This window comes from Bacillus sp. DHT2 (assembly GCF_026241455.1).
GTDB classification, from domain to species: domain Bacteria; phylum Bacillota; class Bacilli; order Bacillales; family Bacillaceae_G; genus Bacillus_A; species Bacillus_A pseudomycoides.
Genome location: NZ_JAPHWH010000006.1, coordinates 146,063 through 166,995 on the forward strand (window position 1 = coordinate 146,063; position 20,933 = coordinate 166,995).

A 20,933-nucleotide genomic window follows, 5' to 3' on the forward strand; every position below is an offset into this window, starting at 1 on the left:
AACGACCGTAATACAAGAATTTTGAGACAGGCTTCTTTTTTATGCTCTTTGCCATATTCCTGTAACAAACCACCTATATATTCAGTGGTGGAGGTGCAGAAGATGAAAAAAATGATGACAATATGTCTTCTTACAACAATGACAATTACGGCTTTGACGGGATGCAATTGGAAACAAAAAAATGTTTCACAGGAATTCAAAGCAAAAAAAGTAACATATAAAGATTTTACGTATGAGGTTAATCCAGAAACGTTTGCTTTAACAATAGACCATGATGGAGTGAAGGAGCAAGCATCACAGCCTTTACCAAAAATGAAAGTATCAAAGTTGAAAAAAGATGATACACATACATCATGGGAATATCCTGATCAGAAAATAAAAGTGAATTTAGAAAAGAAAAAAGATCATGTAGATATTGCGATTGAATCTACAGGTGCAGAAAGCTTTACTTGGCCAAAAGTACAAGCTGAAAATTATACACTTCCTTTATGGGAAGGTAAGTATATTCCGAGTAATGATGAAAATTGGAAGAAATTCTTAAAGGATGAAACGTATTCATTTGCGGAATCATTTTCAATGAAATTTTTTGCGTTAAATGGTTCGAAATATTCCATGGTATTTGTTGCAAACAATATGTTTAATAATGAAGTTGAATTTCATTCTGATCCGAAAATTGGATTTGATTTTACTCATGAATTTCCGAGTATTAACAAAAATAAATCGTACGGTTTTCAACTGTATGTGACTGATAATGATGCGGTAAATATTGCAAAATTGTATAAGAACAATATTGTAGAGAAAGGTGAATTTAAAACATTACAAGAGAAAGCAAAACAAAATAAAGAAGTTGAAAAGTTATACGGAGCAGCTCACTTTTATTTTTGGAATCAAAATGCTTTATCGCAAAGTAATGTAGATTGGCCAAAACTAAGACAACAAATCAATAGTCCTATATTTGGGTGGATGAAAGAACTGATTCAAAAATATAGTAAAGAGCCTGGCGAATTAAATGTATTTGATCAAATTAATAAGCAAGATTTTATTGATAAGTATCAGAAAAATATTGTTTTACGTTATATAAATGAAGTATTGGGAATGAAGGAGTTTTATAAAGAAGATATGTTTCCGAAAGTTGATGATGAGGCAAAACAATTATTGAAAAAAGGCGTAGATCACTTAACTGAAACGGAATTGTATAATTTAAATAAACATTTGTTAAAATCAACACTTGGTGATGCAGTTGAGGATGTTGACAAATGGGGTAGTGCAGATGGAACGAATGTATTAAAAGAGATGGATGAAGCTGGTATTGAACATGCATGGATTGGACTGCCGAACTGGGAACAAGGATTCATTCAACCAGAATTTGTGAAGCTAGCTGAGAAAATAGGATATTTAGTTGGTCCATATGATTCTTATCATTCCATTCATGAAAAAGGAGATAAAAATTGGAATACAGCTTCCTTTAAAGATCCTTCACTATTTGAAGATGCAACGGTTGCCAAAAAAAATGGTGAGAAAATACAAGGATTTCTAGGAAAAGGTCGTAAATTAAATCCGACATTATCTTTGCCTAGTGTGAAAGAACGAGTTAGTGGCATATTAAATAATGGTACCCCATTTAATTCATGGTTTATTGATTGTGACGCCACAGGGGAAATTTATGATGATTATTCTCCAAAACATATTACAACACAAGAACAAGATTTAAAAGCACGTTTAGCACGAATGGATTATATAGCGAAAGAAAAAGGTATGGTTGTTGGCTCTGAGGGTGGAAATGATTTTGCAAGTCAAGTGATTGCTTTTGCACATGGTATTGAAACACCCGTTATTAAATGGGCCGATGAAGATATGAGAAAGAATAAGACAAGTCCATATTATGTTGGGGGTTACTGGTCGCCAAATCAAAATGTTCCAGAAAAGTATGTAAAACAAGTACCAGTGAAGGAAGAATATAAACAAGTGTACTTAAACCCAGTGTATTCAATACCTTTATATAAATTAGTGTACAATGACTCTGTCATTACAACGCATCATTGGGAATGGGGTAGCTTGAAGGTAAAAGATGAAGTCGGAAATCGTATGTTATATGAACTATTGTATAACGTTCCTCCTTTATATCACTTAGATGAAGTTGAATGGAAGAAGCGTAAAAATGAAATTACACATCATTTAAAAACATGGGAAGCATTTCATAAAAAAGCAGTAAAAGAAGAGATGACGAATTTTGCATATCTTTCAAAAGACAAACTTGTGCAAACAGCTTCCTATGGAAAGGACATAAAAGTAATTGTAAACTTCTCTGATCAAGATGTAAAAACAGAAAATACAAAAATACCTGCAAAATCGGCTATTATTTTTGACGAAGGTAAGAAAATGATTTACAAACCTGAAATAAATAAACAGTGATAAATGTAGCAGGTTCCCACTGGTATGGTAACGAAAGTGCTAAACTGGTGGGGATTTTTTACTAGTATACAAAATAATTGTAAATTTTTTGAAATTATCATTTGATGTCTTGTTAAAATCCAACACGAGAGTATAATGTGAAATGAAATACATATTGATTTTACTTCTTTATAACGAAACCTTACAAAAATGTAAGGTGAATGAAATGAAATTCAATATGAAGATTGATAGACATGGAGTATACTAGGAAAAGAGAAGGAGAGGAGAATAGACATGAGCTCTGAATTAGAACAAAACACAAGAAGTAAAAAGAAACGTTCTAAAAGAAAATCTGTGAAGTGGTTCATTTTGATTCCATTTTTACTACTCATTTTTGGTGGAGTAGGATATGGTTCGTTTTTATATAATAAAGCAAATGCGGTTGTAAGTGATGCGTATGCAAAAATTGAGAAATCAACTAAACGCGATAAAGAGGTTGAACCGTTAAAAGATAATATTTCTGTTTTAATTATGGGTGTTGATGGAAGTGATATTCGAAAAGGACAATATGGAGAAGCTGTTCGTACGGATGCGCTATTATTGGCAACAATTAATAAAGATGATAAATCAGTAAAATTAGTAAGTATTCCACGTGATTCTCGCGTGTATATTCCATCAAAAAAGAAATTGGATAAAATTACGCATGCCCATGTATTTGGTGGAGTTGAAAGTACACGGGATACAGTAGAGAGATTTTTAAATGTTCCAGTTGACTATTATGTGAAATTTAACTTTGATTCCTTTGTGAAAATTGTAGATTCACTTGGTGGTATTGATGTGGATGTACCAGTTGCATTTACAGAACAAGATAGTAAAGATCAAGCAGGTATGATTCATTTAGAAAAAGGTTACCAACATTTAAACGGAGAGCAAGCTCTTGCGTTAGCACGAACTCGTAAAATTGATAGTGATGCAATGCGTGGTCAAAGACAACAGCTCGTTATTGAAGCAATTGCGAAAAAAGCAATGTCTGTTCAATCGATTAGTAAATTAGGTCCCCTTTTAGATGCAGTTGATAGCAAAATGAAAACAAACTTAACATTTGATGATATGCTTTCCATTACAAGAAATATGGCCGGAACTGATTTACAGATGGAGAAAATGCAAATAGAAGGTACGGATAAACGTATCGGTGGTATTTATTACTACATTCCAAATGAAAAAAATGTGCAAGACATTTCTAAAAAGTTAAATGAACATCTAGGTGTTACGCCAAAAGCAGCACGAAACTAATTGTAAAAGGTTGGCGCCTGGCCAACCTTTTTTGATTTATAATATATATGGGTATTAAATAAATCAAAATATTATTGGAGTTATTTAAAAATGTTTACATATATAATAAAATGCATATATATAGTTAGCGAGGAATTACGAAGTACACGAATTAGGGTAAAACTTCCTTTGTATACAGTTTGTTAATGTTCATTTTAGAAGATTGAAAAGAAATTGAATAGATATACTAATATGAATGGAAGAATTATATAAGATTAATAGAAAGGAATTTAATAGAATGGGAAATGTATTTAATGTAAAAAGCATTGTAGTCACAATAGTGGCTGTTGTTGCGATCGCAGTGGGGTATTTTATGTTTCAATCAGTCACATCACCAGCTAGGGCAGTAGCAAATCAAGCGAATTCTATACAGCTTGCAAGTGAGCAGTCAAAAGTGGAGATGAATAAAACAGCACCAAGTCAATTTAATGGTCAAGTTAGAAAAGTTGCCTACCTTACATTTGATGATGGGCCAGGAAAATATACGGCTGAACTACTTAATATATTAAAACAAAATGATGCGAAAGCAACATTTTTCTTAATCGGTGCAAATGTAAAACAATTTGCAGATTTAGTAAAGCGTGAGAAAGCAGAAGGTCATTATGTGGGTATGCATAGTATGACACATGATTTTAAAAAATTGTATACAAATGGCGAGTATGTGAATGAAATGAAAGAAGATCAAGGCTTAATAGCAAATATTATTGGAGAATTTCCGAAATTAACACGTCCTCCGTACGGTTCTATGCCTGGTTTAAATGAAGCGCTTCGTAATAAAGTAGTAGAAGATGGCTTAAAAGTTTGGGATTGGACGATTGACTCTTTAGATTGGAAATATAATAAAATGCCTGTTGATGCTGCTTCAGCAAAAATTGTTGAAAATGTAATTACAGGTGCAACGAATCCTAAAGAAGTTATCTTAATGCATGATATTCATCCGCAATCTGTTGCAGCAGTACCGGCAATTATAAAAGGATTAAAAGAAAAAGGTTATGAATTTGAAGCGTATCATGAAGGTGATCACTTCCCGTTGAATTTTTGGCATGACAAACGTATGTAACATAGGAGGAAAAGAAGTTGGGTTATAGAAAATTAGCACTAGTTGGAGCATTATCAGTAGGATTATTATCAGGTTGTTTTGGCGAAAAGCCAGAAGAAAATCTATTTGTTGCATTTGAAAACGCAGCTAAACAAGAAAAGTCATTGTTTGAAGATGCGAAAAAATTAGAGACGCTGGAAAAACAAGGCCAGGAATTATATGCTCAAATTATAAAAGAAGGAAAAGAGCATAATGAAGCTGTTGCCCAAAAATTAGACCAAGCAGTTTTAAATGTGGGCGAGCGTGAAAAAATATTAAAAAATGAAAAAGATGCATTAGAGAAAGCACAGAAAGAGATGAACTCAGTTCAAAGTAATGTAGAGAAAATTGAAGATAAAAAAATACAAAAACAAGCGAAAAAAGTAGAAGAATCTTATAAGAATCGTTATGATGCTTTTCAAAAAATGAACGAAAGCTATGTGAAATCAATGGCGATTGAAAAAGAACTTTATGGGAAGTTAAAAGTAAAAGAAACAAAGTTAAAAGAAATCGGTGAGAAAGTGAAAGCTGTAAATCAATTAACGGAAGAAATGCAAAAAGAAAAAGAGAAGTTTAATGGATATACAAAAGAGTATAATGAAGGAAAACTAGCATTCTATAAGGAAGCGAAAATCAAGGTTAAGGAACAAAAATAAAGTATATAAATCCAAATTAAAAAACCGACATAAATCCTTTCTTTTTAGGGGAGAGAGCATCCGGCCATGCATAGAAGCGGTCAGATCATCTTCTTGCCCTATGCCAAGTGAAAACAGAGAGAGAAAACGAGTGCAAGTCATCTTTTTTCTTCGTAGCAGCGATTTATATGTCGAAAAATCAAAGTGGATTTATATAGTATGATGTTAGGTAATACATAAATTTAAGGTGTAAGGCTCAAATGCGAAAAGGTAATGAAATACCTTAATCAAATAATATAGACAAAAAAAGCTGAAAGACATTTAAATTATAATGTTTTTCGGCTTTTTTAACTTGTAGGACAGAAAAGACTGGAAATGAAATTCTAAAAGAGTTATAGTTTAATGTTTAAGGAGAAAAAAGATGTTTAAGAAAAGAAATGATGAACATCATATAAGTAAGGAGAATGAAAAATGACATATGAATTTTTACTCAAATTAGGTTTGGCACTCTTTTTAGGTTTATTTATAGGCATTGACAGGCAACTAAAGAATAAACCACTCGGTGTGAAAACAAGTATGGTCATTTCTGTAGCAAGTTGTTTAATTACGATGGTTTCGATTGAATCTGTGAATGTTTACTCTTCACCAGGACATACAAACATGGACCCAATGCGTTTAGCAGCACAAATTGTAAGTGGTGTTGGTTTCCTTGGAGCAGGTGTAATTTTAAGAAGAAATAATGATGTGATTTCAGGATTAACAACAGCATCAATGGTTTGGGCAGCATCTGCTTTAGGGATTGCAATTGGGGCAGGTTTTTATATACAAGCAATCGTTGCAATGATTCTTATTATATTAGCCATAAATGTATTGCCACACCTTGTTAAAATAGCAGGTCCTTATTCTTTAAGACAAAGGGATTTAGCGATTAAAATTATCGTAAAAGAGCACCGAGAATTAGATGGCATTTTTAAACAAATTAAAAACTTAAACATGCAAGTGAAACGCGTGAAAATTAAAGATATTGATAGTGAATCTCAGCAATTAGAAATGGTTATATTAGCACCTGAAGATTTATATACAACCGAATTATACAGTTCCTTAAAGGAAATTGATCATATTGTTTCGGTTGAGGTTGAAAGTAGATAATTATAAAGTTTAATGAGTGAAACAAGGTTAAATCAAAAAAGGGTGATGAAATTCACCCTTTTTTATTTGAAAAGTATTGTTTTTTTACACTATTATGAGTAGTAATAACCATCCTTCAGTTTTAGAAAAAATAAAGAAGTTAAGCGAATGATGAAGAACCTCCCATGATTAAAATTCCACTTTATCAGTAGGGAAAACAAGACCGATTTGTTGTCTAGCCTCCTTCATAATTTTTGCTCTAACCTTGAATAAACCGCTGTAAGAGAAAAGTCTTGTAATATACGTGAATCTTCAATAGATCTAGTTGCGATTGTATTTGTTCCAACTATTCCAACTTTAAAATGTTTTTGATATGAATTGCCATAGGAAATTAATTATATAGGGAAGAATGGGAAATATTAAATGATTTGCTTAATTGATATAGATGCTATGTTACCCTTTGGTATAATGAGGGACAAGAGGGGGAGACGAAATGGATATAACAATTAGAAAGGCAACAGAAAAAGATATAAAAGGGATCGCAAAAGTGCATGTTGATAGTTGGAAGATAACATATAAAGGAATAATATATGATGAAATCATAGACAATGCAACGTATGAAAGTCGGGAAAAGCAATGGGAAAATATCTTTAAACAAGCGGTAGGAAATGAATATAGGTATGTGGCAGAAACGTTTGATCAGAAAATTATAGGATTTATTGATGGTGGTCATGAAAGAACAGGAAAGTATAATTGTGACGGAGAACTGTATGCGATTTACTTATTGAAAGAATATCAAGGAAATAAATTAGGAAAGAGATTATTTCAAGAACTTGTGTCAGAATTTATAAAAAATGATATGTCTTCTGTATTAGTATGGGTTGTTTCTAGTAATCCTTCTAAGCTTTTTTATGAAAAATTCAGACCAGAACTTATTGATACAAAATTTTTGGAAAGGTTAGCTGTAGAAGAAACGGCATATTGTTGGAGAAATATTAAAAGTCTGTATAAGAGCTTAACATATTGAACTACCCCCACCTACCTCTATAAGAGCTTGAGGTGGGGGATTCTCCTGTCTCTGTCCTCACAAAAACAGTTCCTCTCGTTCAACAAAGAGGATACAACAATATAGAGTTCGGTAGTGTCTGTATGTAATGTAAGACGACCCATTCTATCTTCCGACGAAAGGTAAACAAAATAGGTACAGCTACTTTGTTCTTATATCGAGGATAGAACACTTTGTCATGCATCCAGTTCCTAGACTTGTTATCTGCTCTGGTAATAAGCGTGAAAATCTGGGACAAAGTGCTCTTTTTTATCATGCAAATAGTTTTGCTAGTTTTTTCTTTTCATTTTCAAACAAGTGTAACCGTTCGATTTGTAAGACTTCTTTCGGTTGATCTACATCGTATAGCTGATAGAAATGATGCGTGCGAATATCCAATCGATTGTTTAATTGATGCCAATGGCTCCAGTGATGTGCGTCTTTCTTTGGAATATAAGGCTGAAGCACCCCAGGTACTTTTTCTTTATACCCTAACCCTCGGCGCCCAATCGTAAAAGCCGCGGATTGATGAATAGAGATGCCGAATTTCCGCATGTATTTCATCTTTCCGGAGATTAAAGTGTAAGCGGGATTCACTTGAAAGACAGCCACACCCCTTTTATCTGCACGATTCAGAATTGCACTTGTCATCTTCTCATAACCAAACATACTCCTCATTCGATTCGCATGTTTATTTCCATATCGATTCCCTGTTTTCGATTGGGTTGTATCTAACTTCTCGATGACAATCGGCTTGTTATACCGCTCCGCTAAGTCCACTAGGCGAATCGCTTCCACTTCGATGTTCTTTGTGATTTGTCCTGTGGATTTACCCATGATAGAAAAACCAAGGGAACCACTTCCTTTGTAATTCCCATCCTTCGTTACATTCGCCCACGCAAAATGCTCAAGATTACAATCCACACCAATGACACCATCTGATTTACTATAATTTATGTGAGGATTTTCCGGTACATCGACTAAACATTTTACAATGTAATATTCCCCATAGTCTTCCACAGACCACGTAATCGGTTTACCGTGTTTTTTCTTATTTTCACACTGTAATTGAGTTATGATCACTTCCTCAATGATTTTTTGTCCATACGGGAACATAACCACTGGAAACATAACCGGTTTTCCTGTACTTGTTGTCATCCATAATTCTTGATTCTCGATCACATACTGAAACACAAAATTTCCGTGTTTCGCATCTTTACGACCAGATAGAATGAGTTGTTTATTTCGAGCACGGGAAAATAATGCTTTCCATTTGTCATGGTTACGTACAAACTCGTGGGTGGTAAATTGAGATCGAAACAGTTTTTTGCTTCCAAATACTGCGCTTGGAATATGCGTTTTATATGATGGAAGTTTCTGAGTTAAACGGTATTGGCTGTGGGTTAAAAGGCCGATTTTCGCCTGAATCCTTTTGATTTGAACATCTAAGTATTGGTGCTCAAACAGATATTCATTCAGCCAAATCAATGTGTCTTTTTTACGGGATAAGGAAATGAGGTTGTTGTGCTTTGCGAAGCGAGTGTTTTTTGGAAACGTCAGCTTTCCTTTTACACAACTTTGTTTGATTTTACGAAGGTTTGTCAGTTTTGTCCGTTCTTGTTTCAACTTTTTCTTAAGTTTCTTAATTTTCTCTTGTGTTTGTTTCTCATATCGTTTTTGTAATTCCATTAAACCTGTAAACAACGCCTTCGCTTCTTGCGCCGCACTGTTTGCATAGTAATCATTCAATTGATATTTCCGCTTGAGAACGAGATGAAGACTGTCTGTATATATCTTACGGTTCCAACGTTTTTCCCGAACAATCGTTTGAAATGCAAATCGTTTCGCCCGATTACATGTTTCGATTGTCTGTGTGACTACATCTACCATCTCATGGGGTAAATCTGTCTTATAGATCCGTTTCGAAAAATACGCTTTCTTCACCTGTTTTCACCTCATTTTATTTGATAAGATCATTATACACCAAAACAAACATACGTTCTGAAAAAAGAGACGTTTTCTTTAAAAAGAAAAAACCGAGAAGACCCCCACCTTCACTTCGTCTAGAGGAGGGGGTCTTCTCGGTTAACATAATAAAATATGAAGTTTTGAGTTTACGAATGTATTTAGCCCATGGGAAGGTGTATTCATACTAGGACGTTTATTCCAAAATTAAAAAATGTTTATTTTTACCAATAAATACCAAGTATAAAACGTGTAATTTTTAAACATTTTAATATATAAAGGAGGTGAACGGTAATGGCTAGAAATCGTAATTCAAATCAGTTAGTATCAAACGGAGCACAAGCAGCTCTTGATCAAATGAAGTATGAAATTGCACAGGAATTTGGTGTACAACTTGGAGCCGATACTTCTTCACGTGCGAATGGTTCTGTAGGTGGTGAAATCACAAAACGCCTTGTAGCTATGGCAGAACAACAGCTTGGTGGCGGGTATACTCGTTAATTTAAAGCAGTATGAAAGAAAGGAAGAATTCTTCCTTTCTTTTTTGTATAGTTTTTACTAAAACAAAAGTGAGTTTTCCATTTAATAGCACGAATATACTGTTGTAAGGATTGGAAAAATAGAAGTAATGCTATGATATACTCCAATTTCTTTTGTTATATAAGTTGAAAAGCAGACAAAATGTGATAGCCCTGATGAAATTTAAAAATGAATTTCATCAGGGTTACTATATGGAAAGAAATACGTGAGGAAGGGTCTCGAAATCAACATGCTAAAAAAAGAAAACTGTTGTTTAATTGCACTTGCATCTATTCCACTTGTTATGACATTAGGAAATTCCATGCTAATTCCAATCCTTCCGACACTTGAAAAAAAACTCCATATCTCTTCTTTTCAAGTATCCATGATTATTACAATATATTCTATCGTTGCTATTGTATTGATTCCGATTGCTGGGTATTTATCGGATCGCTGGGGACGTAAAATGGTAATGGTTCCAAGTTTGTTAATTGCAGCTATCGGTGGTGCAATAACGGGTTGGGTATCATGGAAAGTGGAAAATCCATATGTTTGGATTCTAATTGGAAGAGCGATTCAAGGGATAGGTGCTGCTGGAGCGATGCCAGTTGTAATCCCATGTGTTGGCGATTTATATAAAGATGAAAAACAAGTAAGTACGGGATTAGGGATTATTGAAACGTCAAATACATTTGGGAAAGTTCTAAGTCCAATATTAGGTTCTGCTCTCGCAGCAGTAGTATGGTTTTTACCATTTTGGGCCATTCCGGTTTTATGTGCTGTTGCTATCATCTTATTATTACTGTTAGTAAAAGCAAAGAAACAAGAAAATCAAGCCCCACCTTTCAAAGAATTCATTCAATCAATCGGTTCAACTTTCCAAGAAAAGGGAAGATGGTTAGTCGCAATTTTTGCATTAGGTGCTATCATTATGCTCATATTATTTGGAATTCTTTTTTATTTGTCTACGATATTGGAAGAGAAATATAACATTCATGGAGTTTGGAAAGGCTGTATACTTGCGATTCCGTTGCTTGTATTATCAATAAGTTCATACATGGCAGGAAAGAAAATTGGTGATGACCAAGATGTTATGAAAAAATGTATATATATCGGATTTATATTAGCAGCCGCGTCTGTTATACTTCCATTATTTTTAAAAGGCATTTACTTGTTAATTCTTTGTCTTGTTGTTATGGGAATGGGAATCGGGATTGCTTTACCGTGTTTAGATGCTCTTATTACACAAGGGATTGAAAAAGAACAAAGAGGAACTGTTACCTCTTTTTATAGTTCAATGCGTTTTACTGGTGTAGCAGCGGGACCACCTCTGTATGCTTACTTTATGAAGGGGACAGATCATGAAGTATTTTATTTAACCTGCATATTTGCAGTTGCTGGAGCAATTATTACAATAGTGTGGATTAAGCCTAAAAAGAATAATAAACCTTTAAATTCAGTTCCGGAACCTACATCTTAATTCAAAATTTTATAAGGTCTATCAAAAAGTCCATCTGCAAATGATTGCAAATGGATTTTTTAATATATCATTTCAACCTGTTAATTCTCTTTCGTATGATCAACATAGCGATCATAATCAGGTATTGCCAGTTAATCAAAATTTTCAACAAGTTTATTTAGGCACGCTGTTAATGGCTTACCGGATATCGGAATTCCATATAAGTAACTGCGCCTTTTATGAACATTATACAAGAAATACAACTTTAATTATTGTTTAACAATTATCTATAAAGTGAAACTTTAATCAGTGGGGGGGTTCTTCATCCCCCACTGATTATTAGTTGAACTAATCGGGCTTTTACGGGCAGTTCATCCTCCTCCTAACTCCGTTGCTTTTGCCAAATTTTGAGGTGGGGGTCTTACTGCCCGTTAATGCGGGATAAATATACTGAACCGTTATACTTTCTTTTCTAAAAAATGAATTGTTTTAACATGTAAAGAGCAACTCCCAAAATAATAACCCCTGAAATTTTATTTAGAATTGCAATTGAGTTTCCTGATGAATTTAATTTTCCCAGCACGTGCCCTGCAAATGCTAAGCCAATAAACCAAAGCCAAGAAACTATAATTGTTGTAAAAGTAAAGGCCCATTTTTCGTTGCCTACATATTGAATAGAGTTTGTGCCAATGACGCCAATTGTATCTAAAATTGCATGAGGATTCAATAAGGAAACAGAAGCGGCAAAGATAATTTGCTTTTTGATAGTCATCGTTTTTGCTTCAATCGTCTCTTTTGTAGAATCACTTTTCCAAATCATCCATCCCATATAAATCAGAAAGAAAAATCCAATTACATAAAGTATTGTTGTTAGCCATGAAAAGGTCAGAAGCATAAGTGATACACCTTGTACTGCAATCAAAATTAAAATTGTATCGCAGATTGATGCGGTTAGAACAACTGGTGTAGCCCGTAAAATATTTGGCTGACTAGCACCTTGGTTAAAGACAAAGACGTTTTGTACACCTAATGGAATAATGAGTCCAAACGCAAGAACCATTCCGTGAAGAATTGCTTCAATCATTTTATTTCCTCCCATATAAATTACTGAAATATGATAGTGTATATTGTATAGAAGAAAATCGAAATTGTATCCATCCATATGGTTGGATAATAAACCAACCAAAAAGAAGTGAGGTGATAAAATGGAGCGATTTGACTGGAAGCCAAATGGATTCTCTCCGATTCCCTTATATAAACAAATTGAGGAATATATAAAAGAGAAGATTATAAATGGAGAATGGACGATTGGTACAAAATTACCGTCACAGCGAGCTTTTTCACAAGCATTTGAAGTGAATCGAAGTACAATTATAATGGCTTTAGATGAATTAGCAGCGCAAGGATTGATTGAGGGAAAGGGTAGAAGAGGAACAATTGTGAGAAACGATACATGGAGTGTATCAACTTTGGTGCCTCCTCCTAACTGGAATTCTTATGTAGAAACAGGTATTTATTATCCGAATCTTCCCACCATTCAAGAGATTAATGAAGCCGAATTTTATCCACATATCATTCGATTGGGTACTGGTGAACTTTCACCAGAACTTTTACCTGAAAAGAAAACGAAGCAAATCATGAAAGAACTTTCTCGTGGGAAAATTCCTTTAGGATATGAGGAACCAAGAGGAGACTTCAAGTTGAGAGAACAAATAGCCACGTATTTACAAAAATATGATATTTTTGCATCGCCGGCATCTATATTAATTGTTTCGGGAGCAATTCAAGCACTGCAACTTATTTCGATGGGACTTCTATGCAAAGGCTCATCCATTTTACTTGAAAAACCATCTTATTTATACTCCCTCAATGTTTTTCAATCTGCAGGAATGCGTTTGTTTGGTATTCCGATGGATGAAAATGGGGTTCAGCCATCACTTATTTCAAAATATAAAAGACGATTCAATGGTTCAATTTTATATACTATTCCGTCTTTTCATAATCCAACAAGTCTTGTCATGAATGAACAAAGAAGGCAAGACGTTATGAAAGTATGTAATGAAATTGGATTACCTATAATTGAAGATGCCGTGTATCAAGATTTATGGCTTGATTCGTCTCCACCAAAACCATTGAAGGCATATGATACAAATGGGATCGTATTACATATTGGAAGTATGTCAAAAGTCATTAGTCCGGGTTTAAGAATCGGCTGGGTTGTTGGACCAGAACCAGTCATTAAAAGATTGGCAGATATAAAAATGCAAATGGATTACGGCTCGAGTTCGTTATCACAACGAGTTGCTGCAGAATGGTTTGCAAGTGAGTTATATGAGAAACATATACAGCAAATACGAATTGAGTTGAAAAAACGGAGAGACTTTATGCTTGCAATGCTAGAGAAATACTGCAGAGATATAGCAACTTGGCAAATACCAAGCGGTGGATTTTATATTTGGCTACATATTGAACAAAACATTTCGATGCGGGAGTTGTTTGAAAAAGCATTACAAGAAAAAATTCTACTCAATCCTGGAAATGTGTATGATAGAAATGCAAGCCAATATTTACGTCTTTCTTATTCATATGCCTCAATGCATGATATAGAGAAAGGGATTGAAATGGTTGCGAGATTGATAAAGAATCTCTCAGTATAATAATCACAATTTTTAGAAGTGAAAAATGATATCATAAATACCAGTAATTGAAAAAGGAGAAGAAATATGAAACAATATGTCATTTGTCAGGTTATCGATGGAACAAAGTATTTAGCTGCCTATGCAGAAACAAAACAAGAAGCGATTGAAAAAGCAGAATTATTAGGGTTAAGGACGGGAAGCCGCTACGTTGTTGTTACTGCTGAAGAAGCGGAGGGATTACAGTATCCCTAATTGTTAAGCTACTAAAATAGAGAAAAAGAGTGAATCTAAGATTCGCTCTTTTTTCATATTTGTATAAAATTAACTTCAAATATCATTTCTTTGTTTCTAAGATAATACTATACTTATTTCTGTATATTATAATATTTTATTTGGAAACAGTAATAAGAATGCTGTATGAGCTTATAAGTATTATTTTAACCATAGAAAATACATAGATGATAGAGGAGAGAATAAAATGAATGAAGTAAACATACGGCCTAAAAAAAGGTCTAAGTATCGTATTATGTTAGGAACGTGGTATTACTCTGTAAAAAGGAATATTCAATGGTTAACGGATGGGAAAAAGTATGCTAAAACTTTTCAACAAGAAAAGTTACCTTGTACTGTTATACAGCATCGAACAATACTGCTTCGTAAACTTAAAGATGTAGATATGTGGTATCAAGAGAATAAAATTATTAATTTGAAAATCGCTATTAAACAGTTAAATGGTGTTGTAATTAAGCCGGGAGAAACATTTTCTTATTGGCGTTTAATAGGTAAGACTACAAAGAGAAAAGGGTATGTAGAAGGAATGGTATTGCATTATGGTACTTTTAAACCAGGAGTTGGAGGTGGGCTTTGTCAACTTTCAAATTTAATATACTGGATGACATTACATACAACACTAACCGTAACAGAGCGATATCGTCATAGCTATGATGTATTTCCTGATTCAAAGCGTACACAGCCGTTTGGAAGTGGTGCGACTTGCTCCTATAACTATCTTGATTTACAAATAAAAAATGAAACAGATCAAGCTTATCAACTTCATCTTTACGTGACAGACGAACACTTAGTAGGGGAATGGAGAACAGCCTATCCTCAGCTTTACCAATATGAAGTATATGAAAAAGAACATGCAATTAAGCCAGCGTATTGGGGTGGCTATATCCGATGTAATGTCATACATCGTAGAGCGTTTAATCAACAAAAACAGTTTGTTGAGGATCAATATGTAACGGGAAATCACGCAATAATGATGTATGAGCCACTTCTGGCTTATAGTAGTGGTAAAAGTGAGGAGTAGTACTTTATGAAGAAGCCTAATAAAATGAAACTTTAATTTTACGGGTAGTTAATCTTACCTCTAACATCTTTACTTTCGTTGGACTTTGAGTTGGAGGTATTATTGTTCGTAAGTAGTAGGATAAAACATTTAGTTTATTAGGCTTATTTCTTTTTTATGATTTAGTGGTCTTACAATATCCATGTGAAAATAATGAAAAAAGTAAATGAATACAGTAAGAAGTATTTTTCTAAGGATTCTATGGATAGTAATGCTAATTTCTTTTTCAAATTCGATTCCCATTTCTAAATCGATTAATATATGTTTTGAAATTCCAAGACTGTAAAAATTTTTCGGCAGCGTGAAAACCAGACTGATAAAGCCATTCTTTTTCCTCAGTAGTTAATTGGAATTTTGTACTTGTAATTGTTCCAGTTGGAATTGCAATGGTTCTTGCTTTCGATTCTTTATCTAGATGGCGTAAGTCATGTGCTTGCATCATCGTTTTGAATAAGCCTTTAAACATCGAGATGGGATCTTCATAAGGAACAGGTTCAGCTTGTATTTCATTTTTTACAAAATGAAAGCCAAAAGTTGGCCAACGGGGTATATTAGGTGAGTCAAAAATCCAAATTGGATAATTGCTAAGAAGACCTCCATCAACCATATAACAAGGTTGTTTCCATTTAGGTGTTTTCCATTTTACTGGTTCGAAATAGAAAGGGATAGTACTGCTCATTCTAACAGCTTTTGCGATAGAGAAATCTTGATTTGTAAATCCATAGTTTGGTAAATCATCAGGGAAAATAACCATCTTTCCATTACTAATATCTGAGGCAATGATTTTTAAGTTTTGTGGATTAGATAAGTCGCTAAAATTATGAATCCCTTTTTTGTGTAGTAAGTCTTCTAACCATGTTTCTAAAAAAACATTTGAATAAATCCCTAATTTAGCCCATGCATTTAATCCCTTTCCTACAAAAGGAATTTTATCAAGTAAAGTTTTTTTTATAAATTGATGATAATTAACGTTACTAATAATTGTTTTTAATTCTTCACAAGAGTAACCTGCTGCCAGAAGGGCTGCAATAATAGCTCCAGCTGATGTTCCCGCTACACGTTCACATTCATAGCCTTGCTTTGCTAATGCACAAATTGCACCAACATGTGCAATTCCTCGAACGCCGCCACCTTCAAAGACACCATCGATTTTCATAGGAATAATTCCTTTCAAAGATTGGATTTGCCGTATAGCAAAAAAGCACGTGATTCACGTGCTTTTTTACAATAGTTTTTAAAGCCACTTAGCAACCGATGAAGCCGCCACAGCAGCTAGCTCCAATGATGATTAGAAGGATGAATAAAACGATTAATAAAGCGAAACCGCCGTAACCGCAACCACCACCATAACCGCCGTAACCGTAACCGCCACCATAACCATAACCCATATGGAATGCCTCCTTATAATAAAAGTTGAAATAAAGAAAAATGAACAATTTGAGGATCTGCTATAAGGAATTATGAAAGATCGTGTTTGTAGGAACACTGTATACTATGCTGTTTTAAACTTATTCGCGTCCTAGGGATAAGCCTGTTTTTTTGAATAACTTATTTCGATTTTTTAGGATGAAGGATGTACTGTATGTGTGTTATGATACGGATAAGCACATTTACGTAAGGAGAAGTTATGAGAAACCAGATTGATTTATTAATTGATAAATATGATTTAACACATATAAAACCAGAACTATTAGCTACTATATTTCCATGTGTAAAAGTTATTCCGAGACAAGAGGAGTCACTTTCAATTGGCTGTTCAAAGATGGGGGGAATGCCTGATGTTCCATCTACATTTGAATACCCAACTTATGAAGGGAAAGCGTTAGATTTTATTGCACAATTCAATCTAGCTGACCTACAAGGCGTGAACATAGAGCATGACTTACCTGAAACAGGTATGTTGTATTTTTTCTATAATGGCAATTATCAATATGATGGTACTTGGCGTGTTCTATATTATAACGTTCCGCTAGAACAATTACAGAGGATAAGTGATCAACCATCAAAATATACACAATGTGCATTATCATTTAAGCTAACATATAAACTCCCTGAGCTATTTATTGAAGATGAAGCTGATTCGGATCGTTTTCTACAACTATTAGAGGAGTTAATGCCAGATCATTATGATAATCATCAAGTATTTGGTGAACCGTTCTCAGTGCAAAGAGAAGTATTTGAGGAGGCTGGAGAATATGCTGGTATTAATGATCAGGATATGACATTGTTATTCCAAGTTGACTCTGACTATACAAATTGTAATATGATGTGGGGAGATTTAGGGATGCTGTATTTCTGCATTGGAAATGAAGATTTAAAGCAACGTCGTTTTGAAAATACATGTTGTGTATTGCAGTCTTGTTAGAAGGAAAAGCAGTAGTTAATTCTTATTGAAGAGTTTACTGCTTTTCTTTTACGATATATTTTTTAAAAATTCGATATTTAGTGATGATAAAATAATGATTAATAAATATGCACAATCCCATATTTTCTTTTTGAAAAAGTATTGTATACTTTAAAAGTATATGAACATTTGTTATGATTTTAAGTAGAAGGGCGTGACAAGATGAGATGAAGAAATCAAACAAGTACTTAACAGCTGTCGCACTTTGTTCAACGATTATGATTGGTGGTTTACAAGTTCCTGCAGTATCTTATGCAGCTACAAATGAAAAAGTGGACGATATAAAACCGGATACCAAATTATTAAAAAATTTCCAAAAAGAATTAAAAAAACATATTGATAATCGTGAAGAAAATATTACAATCACATATAAAACAAAAGCTAAGAATGGTAGAGAAGTGATGGATACGCTCTATAAAGAGTATACTAAGATAGTAGATGCAGATGAGTACTTAAAATACAATGTAGCAAGTACAAAATATTCAATTCGTGGTATACCAGAAAATTATACTTTTACATTAAAAATTACATATCGTGAATCAAAAGAACAAACGCAACATGTAAAGGCGCAAGCAAAATCAATTATAAGTTCTATTTTGAAGGTTGGCATGGATGAGCATGAAAAAGTGAAAGCAATTCATGATTATGTTGTGAAACATGTTTCATACGATACTTCCTATAAAGCTTATACGGCGTATGAAGCGTTGGTGAATCGTTCAGCGGTTTGTCAAGGATATACATTATTAACCTATCAATTATTAAAAGAAGCAGGTATTCAATCCCATATCGTAACTGGGATGGGGGATGGGCAAGCGCATGCCTGGAATCTAGTGAATATCGATGGAAAATGGTATCATCTTGATACTACGTTTGATGATCCGGTTCCAGATAAAGAGGGACGTGTAACCTATTCATATTTTAATATGTCTGATGAACAATTCAGTAAAGACCATAGCTGGGATCAGAGTAAATATCCGGCAGCAACAACAAATTATTATAATGAATTAACAAGTAAAATCAAGGTAGGAAGTCCAAAAACACTGGTATATCAGCAAATGTTAAAGGATACAAATCTTGTATATTTATCTGCTAAATATGGAGCGGATAACTACAATGAATTAAAGAAAAAATTACAGAAGCAATTTGCAGGACAACCTAAAAAAGTAGAAGTGCGCTATAAGCGGTCTATGGATGGAACGATGCAAGATGTTAAAAAAGTATTAAATGAAATTTCTTGGCCAAACGGAGTGAAACGAGTTTCTTATCAAGTAGCCCCATATAGTGCGCAAGCTGACTATTCATTGGCGACGATTACGTTTAAGTATTAATGAAAAGAGTATCTTCCGTAGATACTCTTTTTTCTTAGTTGTTAGTAGAAAGAGAAGCTAAAATAGCTAAGTCATATAAAATGAAAATTTAATCAGTGGGGCTTTCTCCATTCCCCACTGATTATTAGCCCTCACCAATCCGGCTTTTACGGGCAGTTGATCCTCTTTGCTTCTGCTGAATTTTGAGGTGGGGATCTTACTGCCCACAAATAGAAGAAAACTATTATTTTTAGAATGGATAACACATAATTAAAACCCTATTTATTGTAAAGTTATGTTGAAATCATCAAAAATAGGAATCAGGTGAATGATGTGTCTTTATTTGAAAATGATATATTTGTAATGATTTACTTGTGCGTCATGATAGGCCTTATTGTGTTATTTGTCGTATCTTTCACTCTTTTCATTCGGAGATTACTAATAAATTCTTCCACAAAAAATGTTCATTCCGATCAGATAGAGAAGAAGCTCGATAAAATTATAGAATTACTTGAAAAAGATAAAAAATAATTAAATAGAATAGGTGAAGGATATATTGGAGGAGTTAAGATGGCTGATTATATTAGAAAATTAAGAACAAAAGTAGGGCATGATTATGTAATTTTGAATTTTTCTGGCGGCTGTGTTTTTAATGAAGTAGGTGAAGTGCTTCTTCAAAAAAGAGGGGATAATGGTGCATGGGGATTTCTTGGCGGGGCAATGGAAATTGGAGAATCGGCTGAAGAAACTGCAATTCGAGAAATAAGGGAAGAGACTGGGTATATGGTGCAAGTGGATGAGCTTATAGGCGTATATACAAAGTATTTTCATACATATCCGAATGGAGATCAAGCACAGACGATAGGAATGTTCTTTAAATGCTCCATAATTGGTGGAAGTAAAAATATAGATGGAGAAGAAACTTTAGATTTACAGTTTTTCCCGTTAGATCAAATGCCTGTACTATTTAATGAACAGCATAAGGATTGTTTGCAAGATATTCTGAAAGGGAAAACAGCTGTATATCGTTAACGAAAAAACTGCATTAAAAAGAATATCGTACATTTTTTATTTAGTTAATAGTTAGTTTGCTCTATTAGACAATAGACTTTAAAGACAAGAGGAAAAAGATATGACTTATGAATTTGTTTTTAAAGATTCCTTTATGGACCTGAGAAAAACTTATATACAAGAAACGAAAACGAATGAGGAAATACTACTTTATCCTAGATGGAGCTTTCCAAACGGAAAATATTCATTTTTTTGTAGGGAAGAAGAGTATAAGGCAATATCAACAAAAGAAAGCGTTATGTATAATGTATTTATAGTGTGTCATCCGGATGGAAGCGAAATTGCGAGAGTTAAAAATATACCATTGTTAAAAAAAGAGTCTATATTAAAAGAACTTAATTTAGTGTATGGTAAAAATAGTTATCAGATAAAGACTACGCTTGCATTTAAAAATATTACTATAAGTAAAGATGAAGAATTGATAATGACAGCCAATAAAATCTCCTCGATATATAAAAATGTTTTGAGTATGTATGATTACAATGTTAATGTTCATAATACGTTAGACTTGCCATTTGTAGTGTGGGTGGCAATTTTTAAAGGGATAGTGTTATTGATGAGACATTAATGCTTAAAAAATCCAGAAAAAGAAGCCAATATAAATTGACT

At 33.7% G+C, this 20,933-nt stretch carries 20 protein-coding genes; 16 read left to right on the forward strand and 4 right to left on the reverse strand.

Going from position 1 to position 20,933, the window contains the following annotated elements; all coding sequences use genetic code 11:
• The first annotated feature begins 102 nt into the window (after positions 1-102).
• The 6 genes from ORL93_RS16520 to ORL93_RS16545 all read left to right on the forward strand — a co-directional run bounded on the left by ORL93_RS16520 (position 103) and on the right by ORL93_RS16545 (position 7,591).
• Positions 103-2,412, forward strand: coding sequence for a glycoside hydrolase (locus tag ORL93_RS16520; RefSeq protein WP_097794643.1), 2,310 nt, complete (start codon positions 103-105; stop codon positions 2,410-2,412).
• A 273-nt stretch (positions 2,413-2,685) separates the two neighbouring features.
• On the forward strand, positions 2,686-3,684 hold the full coding sequence (locus tag ORL93_RS16525) for an LCP family protein (RefSeq protein ID WP_003197007.1): 999 nt from the start codon (positions 2,686-2,688) through the stop codon (positions 3,682-3,684).
• Between the two features lie 277 nt (positions 3,685-3,961).
• The gene (locus ORL93_RS16530) at positions 3,962-4,783 is read left to right on the forward strand and encodes a peptidoglycan-N-acetylglucosamine deacetylase (RefSeq protein ID WP_018781344.1); all 822 of its coding nucleotides are present in this window, start codon (positions 3,962-3,964) and stop codon (positions 4,781-4,783) included.
• Positions 4,784-4,800: 17 nt separating this feature from the next.
• Positions 4,801-5,457, forward strand: a complete 657-nt coding sequence (locus ORL93_RS16535; protein WP_265959265.1) for a YkyA family protein — start codon at positions 4,801-4,803, stop codon at positions 5,455-5,457.
• A gap of 450 nt (positions 5,458-5,907) precedes the next feature.
• Positions 5,908-6,585 (forward strand): MgtC/SapB family protein, encoded by a 678-nt coding sequence (locus ORL93_RS16540; protein ID WP_003197014.1) that lies wholly within the window; start codon positions 5,908-5,910, stop codon positions 6,583-6,585.
• Positions 6,586-7,057: 472 nt separating this feature from the next.
• The gene (locus ORL93_RS16545) at positions 7,058-7,591 is read left to right on the forward strand and encodes a GNAT family N-acetyltransferase (protein WP_006094575.1); all 534 of its coding nucleotides are present in this window, start codon (positions 7,058-7,060) and stop codon (positions 7,589-7,591) included.
• Positions 7,592-7,882: 291 nt separating this feature from the next.
• Here ORL93_RS16545 and ORL93_RS16550 read toward each other — a convergent pair whose 3' ends face one another.
• Positions 7,883-9,553, reverse strand: coding sequence for an IS200/IS605 family accessory protein TnpB-related protein (locus ORL93_RS16550; protein ID WP_097794645.1), 1,671 nt, complete (start codon positions 9,551-9,553; stop codon positions 7,883-7,885).
• 315 nt (positions 9,554-9,868) lie between these two features.
• Here ORL93_RS16550 and ORL93_RS16555 point away from each other — a divergent pair, with 315 nt between their 5' ends.
• Positions 9,869-10,075, forward strand: a complete 207-nt coding sequence (locus ORL93_RS16555; protein ID WP_003197017.1) for an alpha/beta-type small acid-soluble spore protein — start codon at positions 9,869-9,871, stop codon at positions 10,073-10,075.
• 268 nt (positions 10,076-10,343) lie between these two features.
• The gene (gene bcbE, locus ORL93_RS16560) at positions 10,344-11,573 is read left to right on the forward strand and encodes a bacillibactin exporter BcbE (RefSeq protein ID WP_265959266.1); all 1,230 of its coding nucleotides are present in this window, start codon (positions 10,344-10,346) and stop codon (positions 11,571-11,573) included.
• A gap of 451 nt (positions 11,574-12,024) precedes the next feature.
• Here the strand turns inward: bcbE and ORL93_RS16565 are convergent, their stop codons facing one another.
• Positions 12,025-12,636: a LysE/ArgO family amino acid transporter gene (locus ORL93_RS16565; RefSeq protein WP_265959267.1), complete on the reverse strand. Its 612-nt coding sequence runs from the start codon at positions 12,634-12,636 to the stop codon at positions 12,025-12,027.
• A 121-nt stretch (positions 12,637-12,757) separates the two neighbouring features.
• Between ORL93_RS16565 and ORL93_RS16570 the strand changes: the two genes are divergently transcribed.
• From ORL93_RS16570 to ORL93_RS16580, 3 genes are all read left to right on the forward strand, one after another.
• Positions 12,758-14,209, forward strand: coding sequence for an aminotransferase-like domain-containing protein (locus tag ORL93_RS16570; RefSeq protein ID WP_018765441.1), 1,452 nt, complete (start codon positions 12,758-12,760; stop codon positions 14,207-14,209).
• Positions 14,210-14,275: 66 nt separating this feature from the next.
• The gene (locus ORL93_RS16575) at positions 14,276-14,443 is read left to right on the forward strand and encodes a DUF3933 family protein (RefSeq protein WP_003197025.1); all 168 of its coding nucleotides are present in this window, start codon (positions 14,276-14,278) and stop codon (positions 14,441-14,443) included.
• A 226-nt stretch (positions 14,444-14,669) separates the two neighbouring features.
• Entirely contained in the window at positions 14,670-15,503 is an 834-nt protein-coding gene (locus ORL93_RS16580; protein ID WP_018781341.1) for a VanW family protein, read from the forward strand.
• 265 nt (positions 15,504-15,768) lie between these two features.
• Here the strand turns inward: ORL93_RS16580 and ORL93_RS16585 are convergent, their stop codons facing one another.
• Positions 15,769-16,698: a patatin-like phospholipase family protein gene (locus ORL93_RS16585; RefSeq protein WP_018781340.1), complete on the reverse strand. Its 930-nt coding sequence runs from the start codon at positions 16,696-16,698 to the stop codon at positions 15,769-15,771.
• A gap of 88 nt (positions 16,699-16,786) precedes the next feature.
• Positions 16,787-16,930 (reverse strand): YjcZ family sporulation protein, encoded by a 144-nt coding sequence (locus tag ORL93_RS16590; protein ID WP_265959268.1) that lies wholly within the window; start codon positions 16,928-16,930, stop codon positions 16,787-16,789.
• Between the two features lie 239 nt (positions 16,931-17,169).
• Between ORL93_RS16590 and ORL93_RS16595 the strand changes: the two genes are divergently transcribed.
• The 5 genes from ORL93_RS16595 (at position 17,170) to ORL93_RS16615 (ending at position 20,892) form a co-directional block, all read left to right on the forward strand.
• Positions 17,170-17,907, forward strand: a complete 738-nt coding sequence (locus ORL93_RS16595) for a YwqG family protein (protein ID WP_003197034.1) — start codon at positions 17,170-17,172, stop codon at positions 17,905-17,907.
• Positions 17,908-18,113: 206 nt separating this feature from the next.
• Complete coding sequence (locus ORL93_RS16600) at positions 18,114-19,274, forward strand: transglutaminase domain-containing protein (RefSeq protein WP_006094592.1); 1,161 nt, start codon at positions 18,114-18,116, stop codon at positions 19,272-19,274.
• Positions 19,275-19,586: 312 nt separating this feature from the next.
• Complete coding sequence (locus tag ORL93_RS16605) at positions 19,587-19,784, forward strand: DUF4083 domain-containing protein (protein WP_018781339.1); 198 nt, start codon at positions 19,587-19,589, stop codon at positions 19,782-19,784.
• 39 nt (positions 19,785-19,823) lie between these two features.
• Positions 19,824-20,285, forward strand: a complete 462-nt coding sequence (locus ORL93_RS16610; protein ID WP_006094590.1) for an NUDIX hydrolase — start codon at positions 19,824-19,826, stop codon at positions 20,283-20,285.
• A 100-nt stretch (positions 20,286-20,385) separates the two neighbouring features.
• Complete coding sequence (locus ORL93_RS16615; RefSeq protein WP_006094589.1) at positions 20,386-20,892, forward strand: hypothetical protein; 507 nt, start codon at positions 20,386-20,388, stop codon at positions 20,890-20,892.
• Positions 20,893-20,933 lie beyond the last annotated feature (41 nt).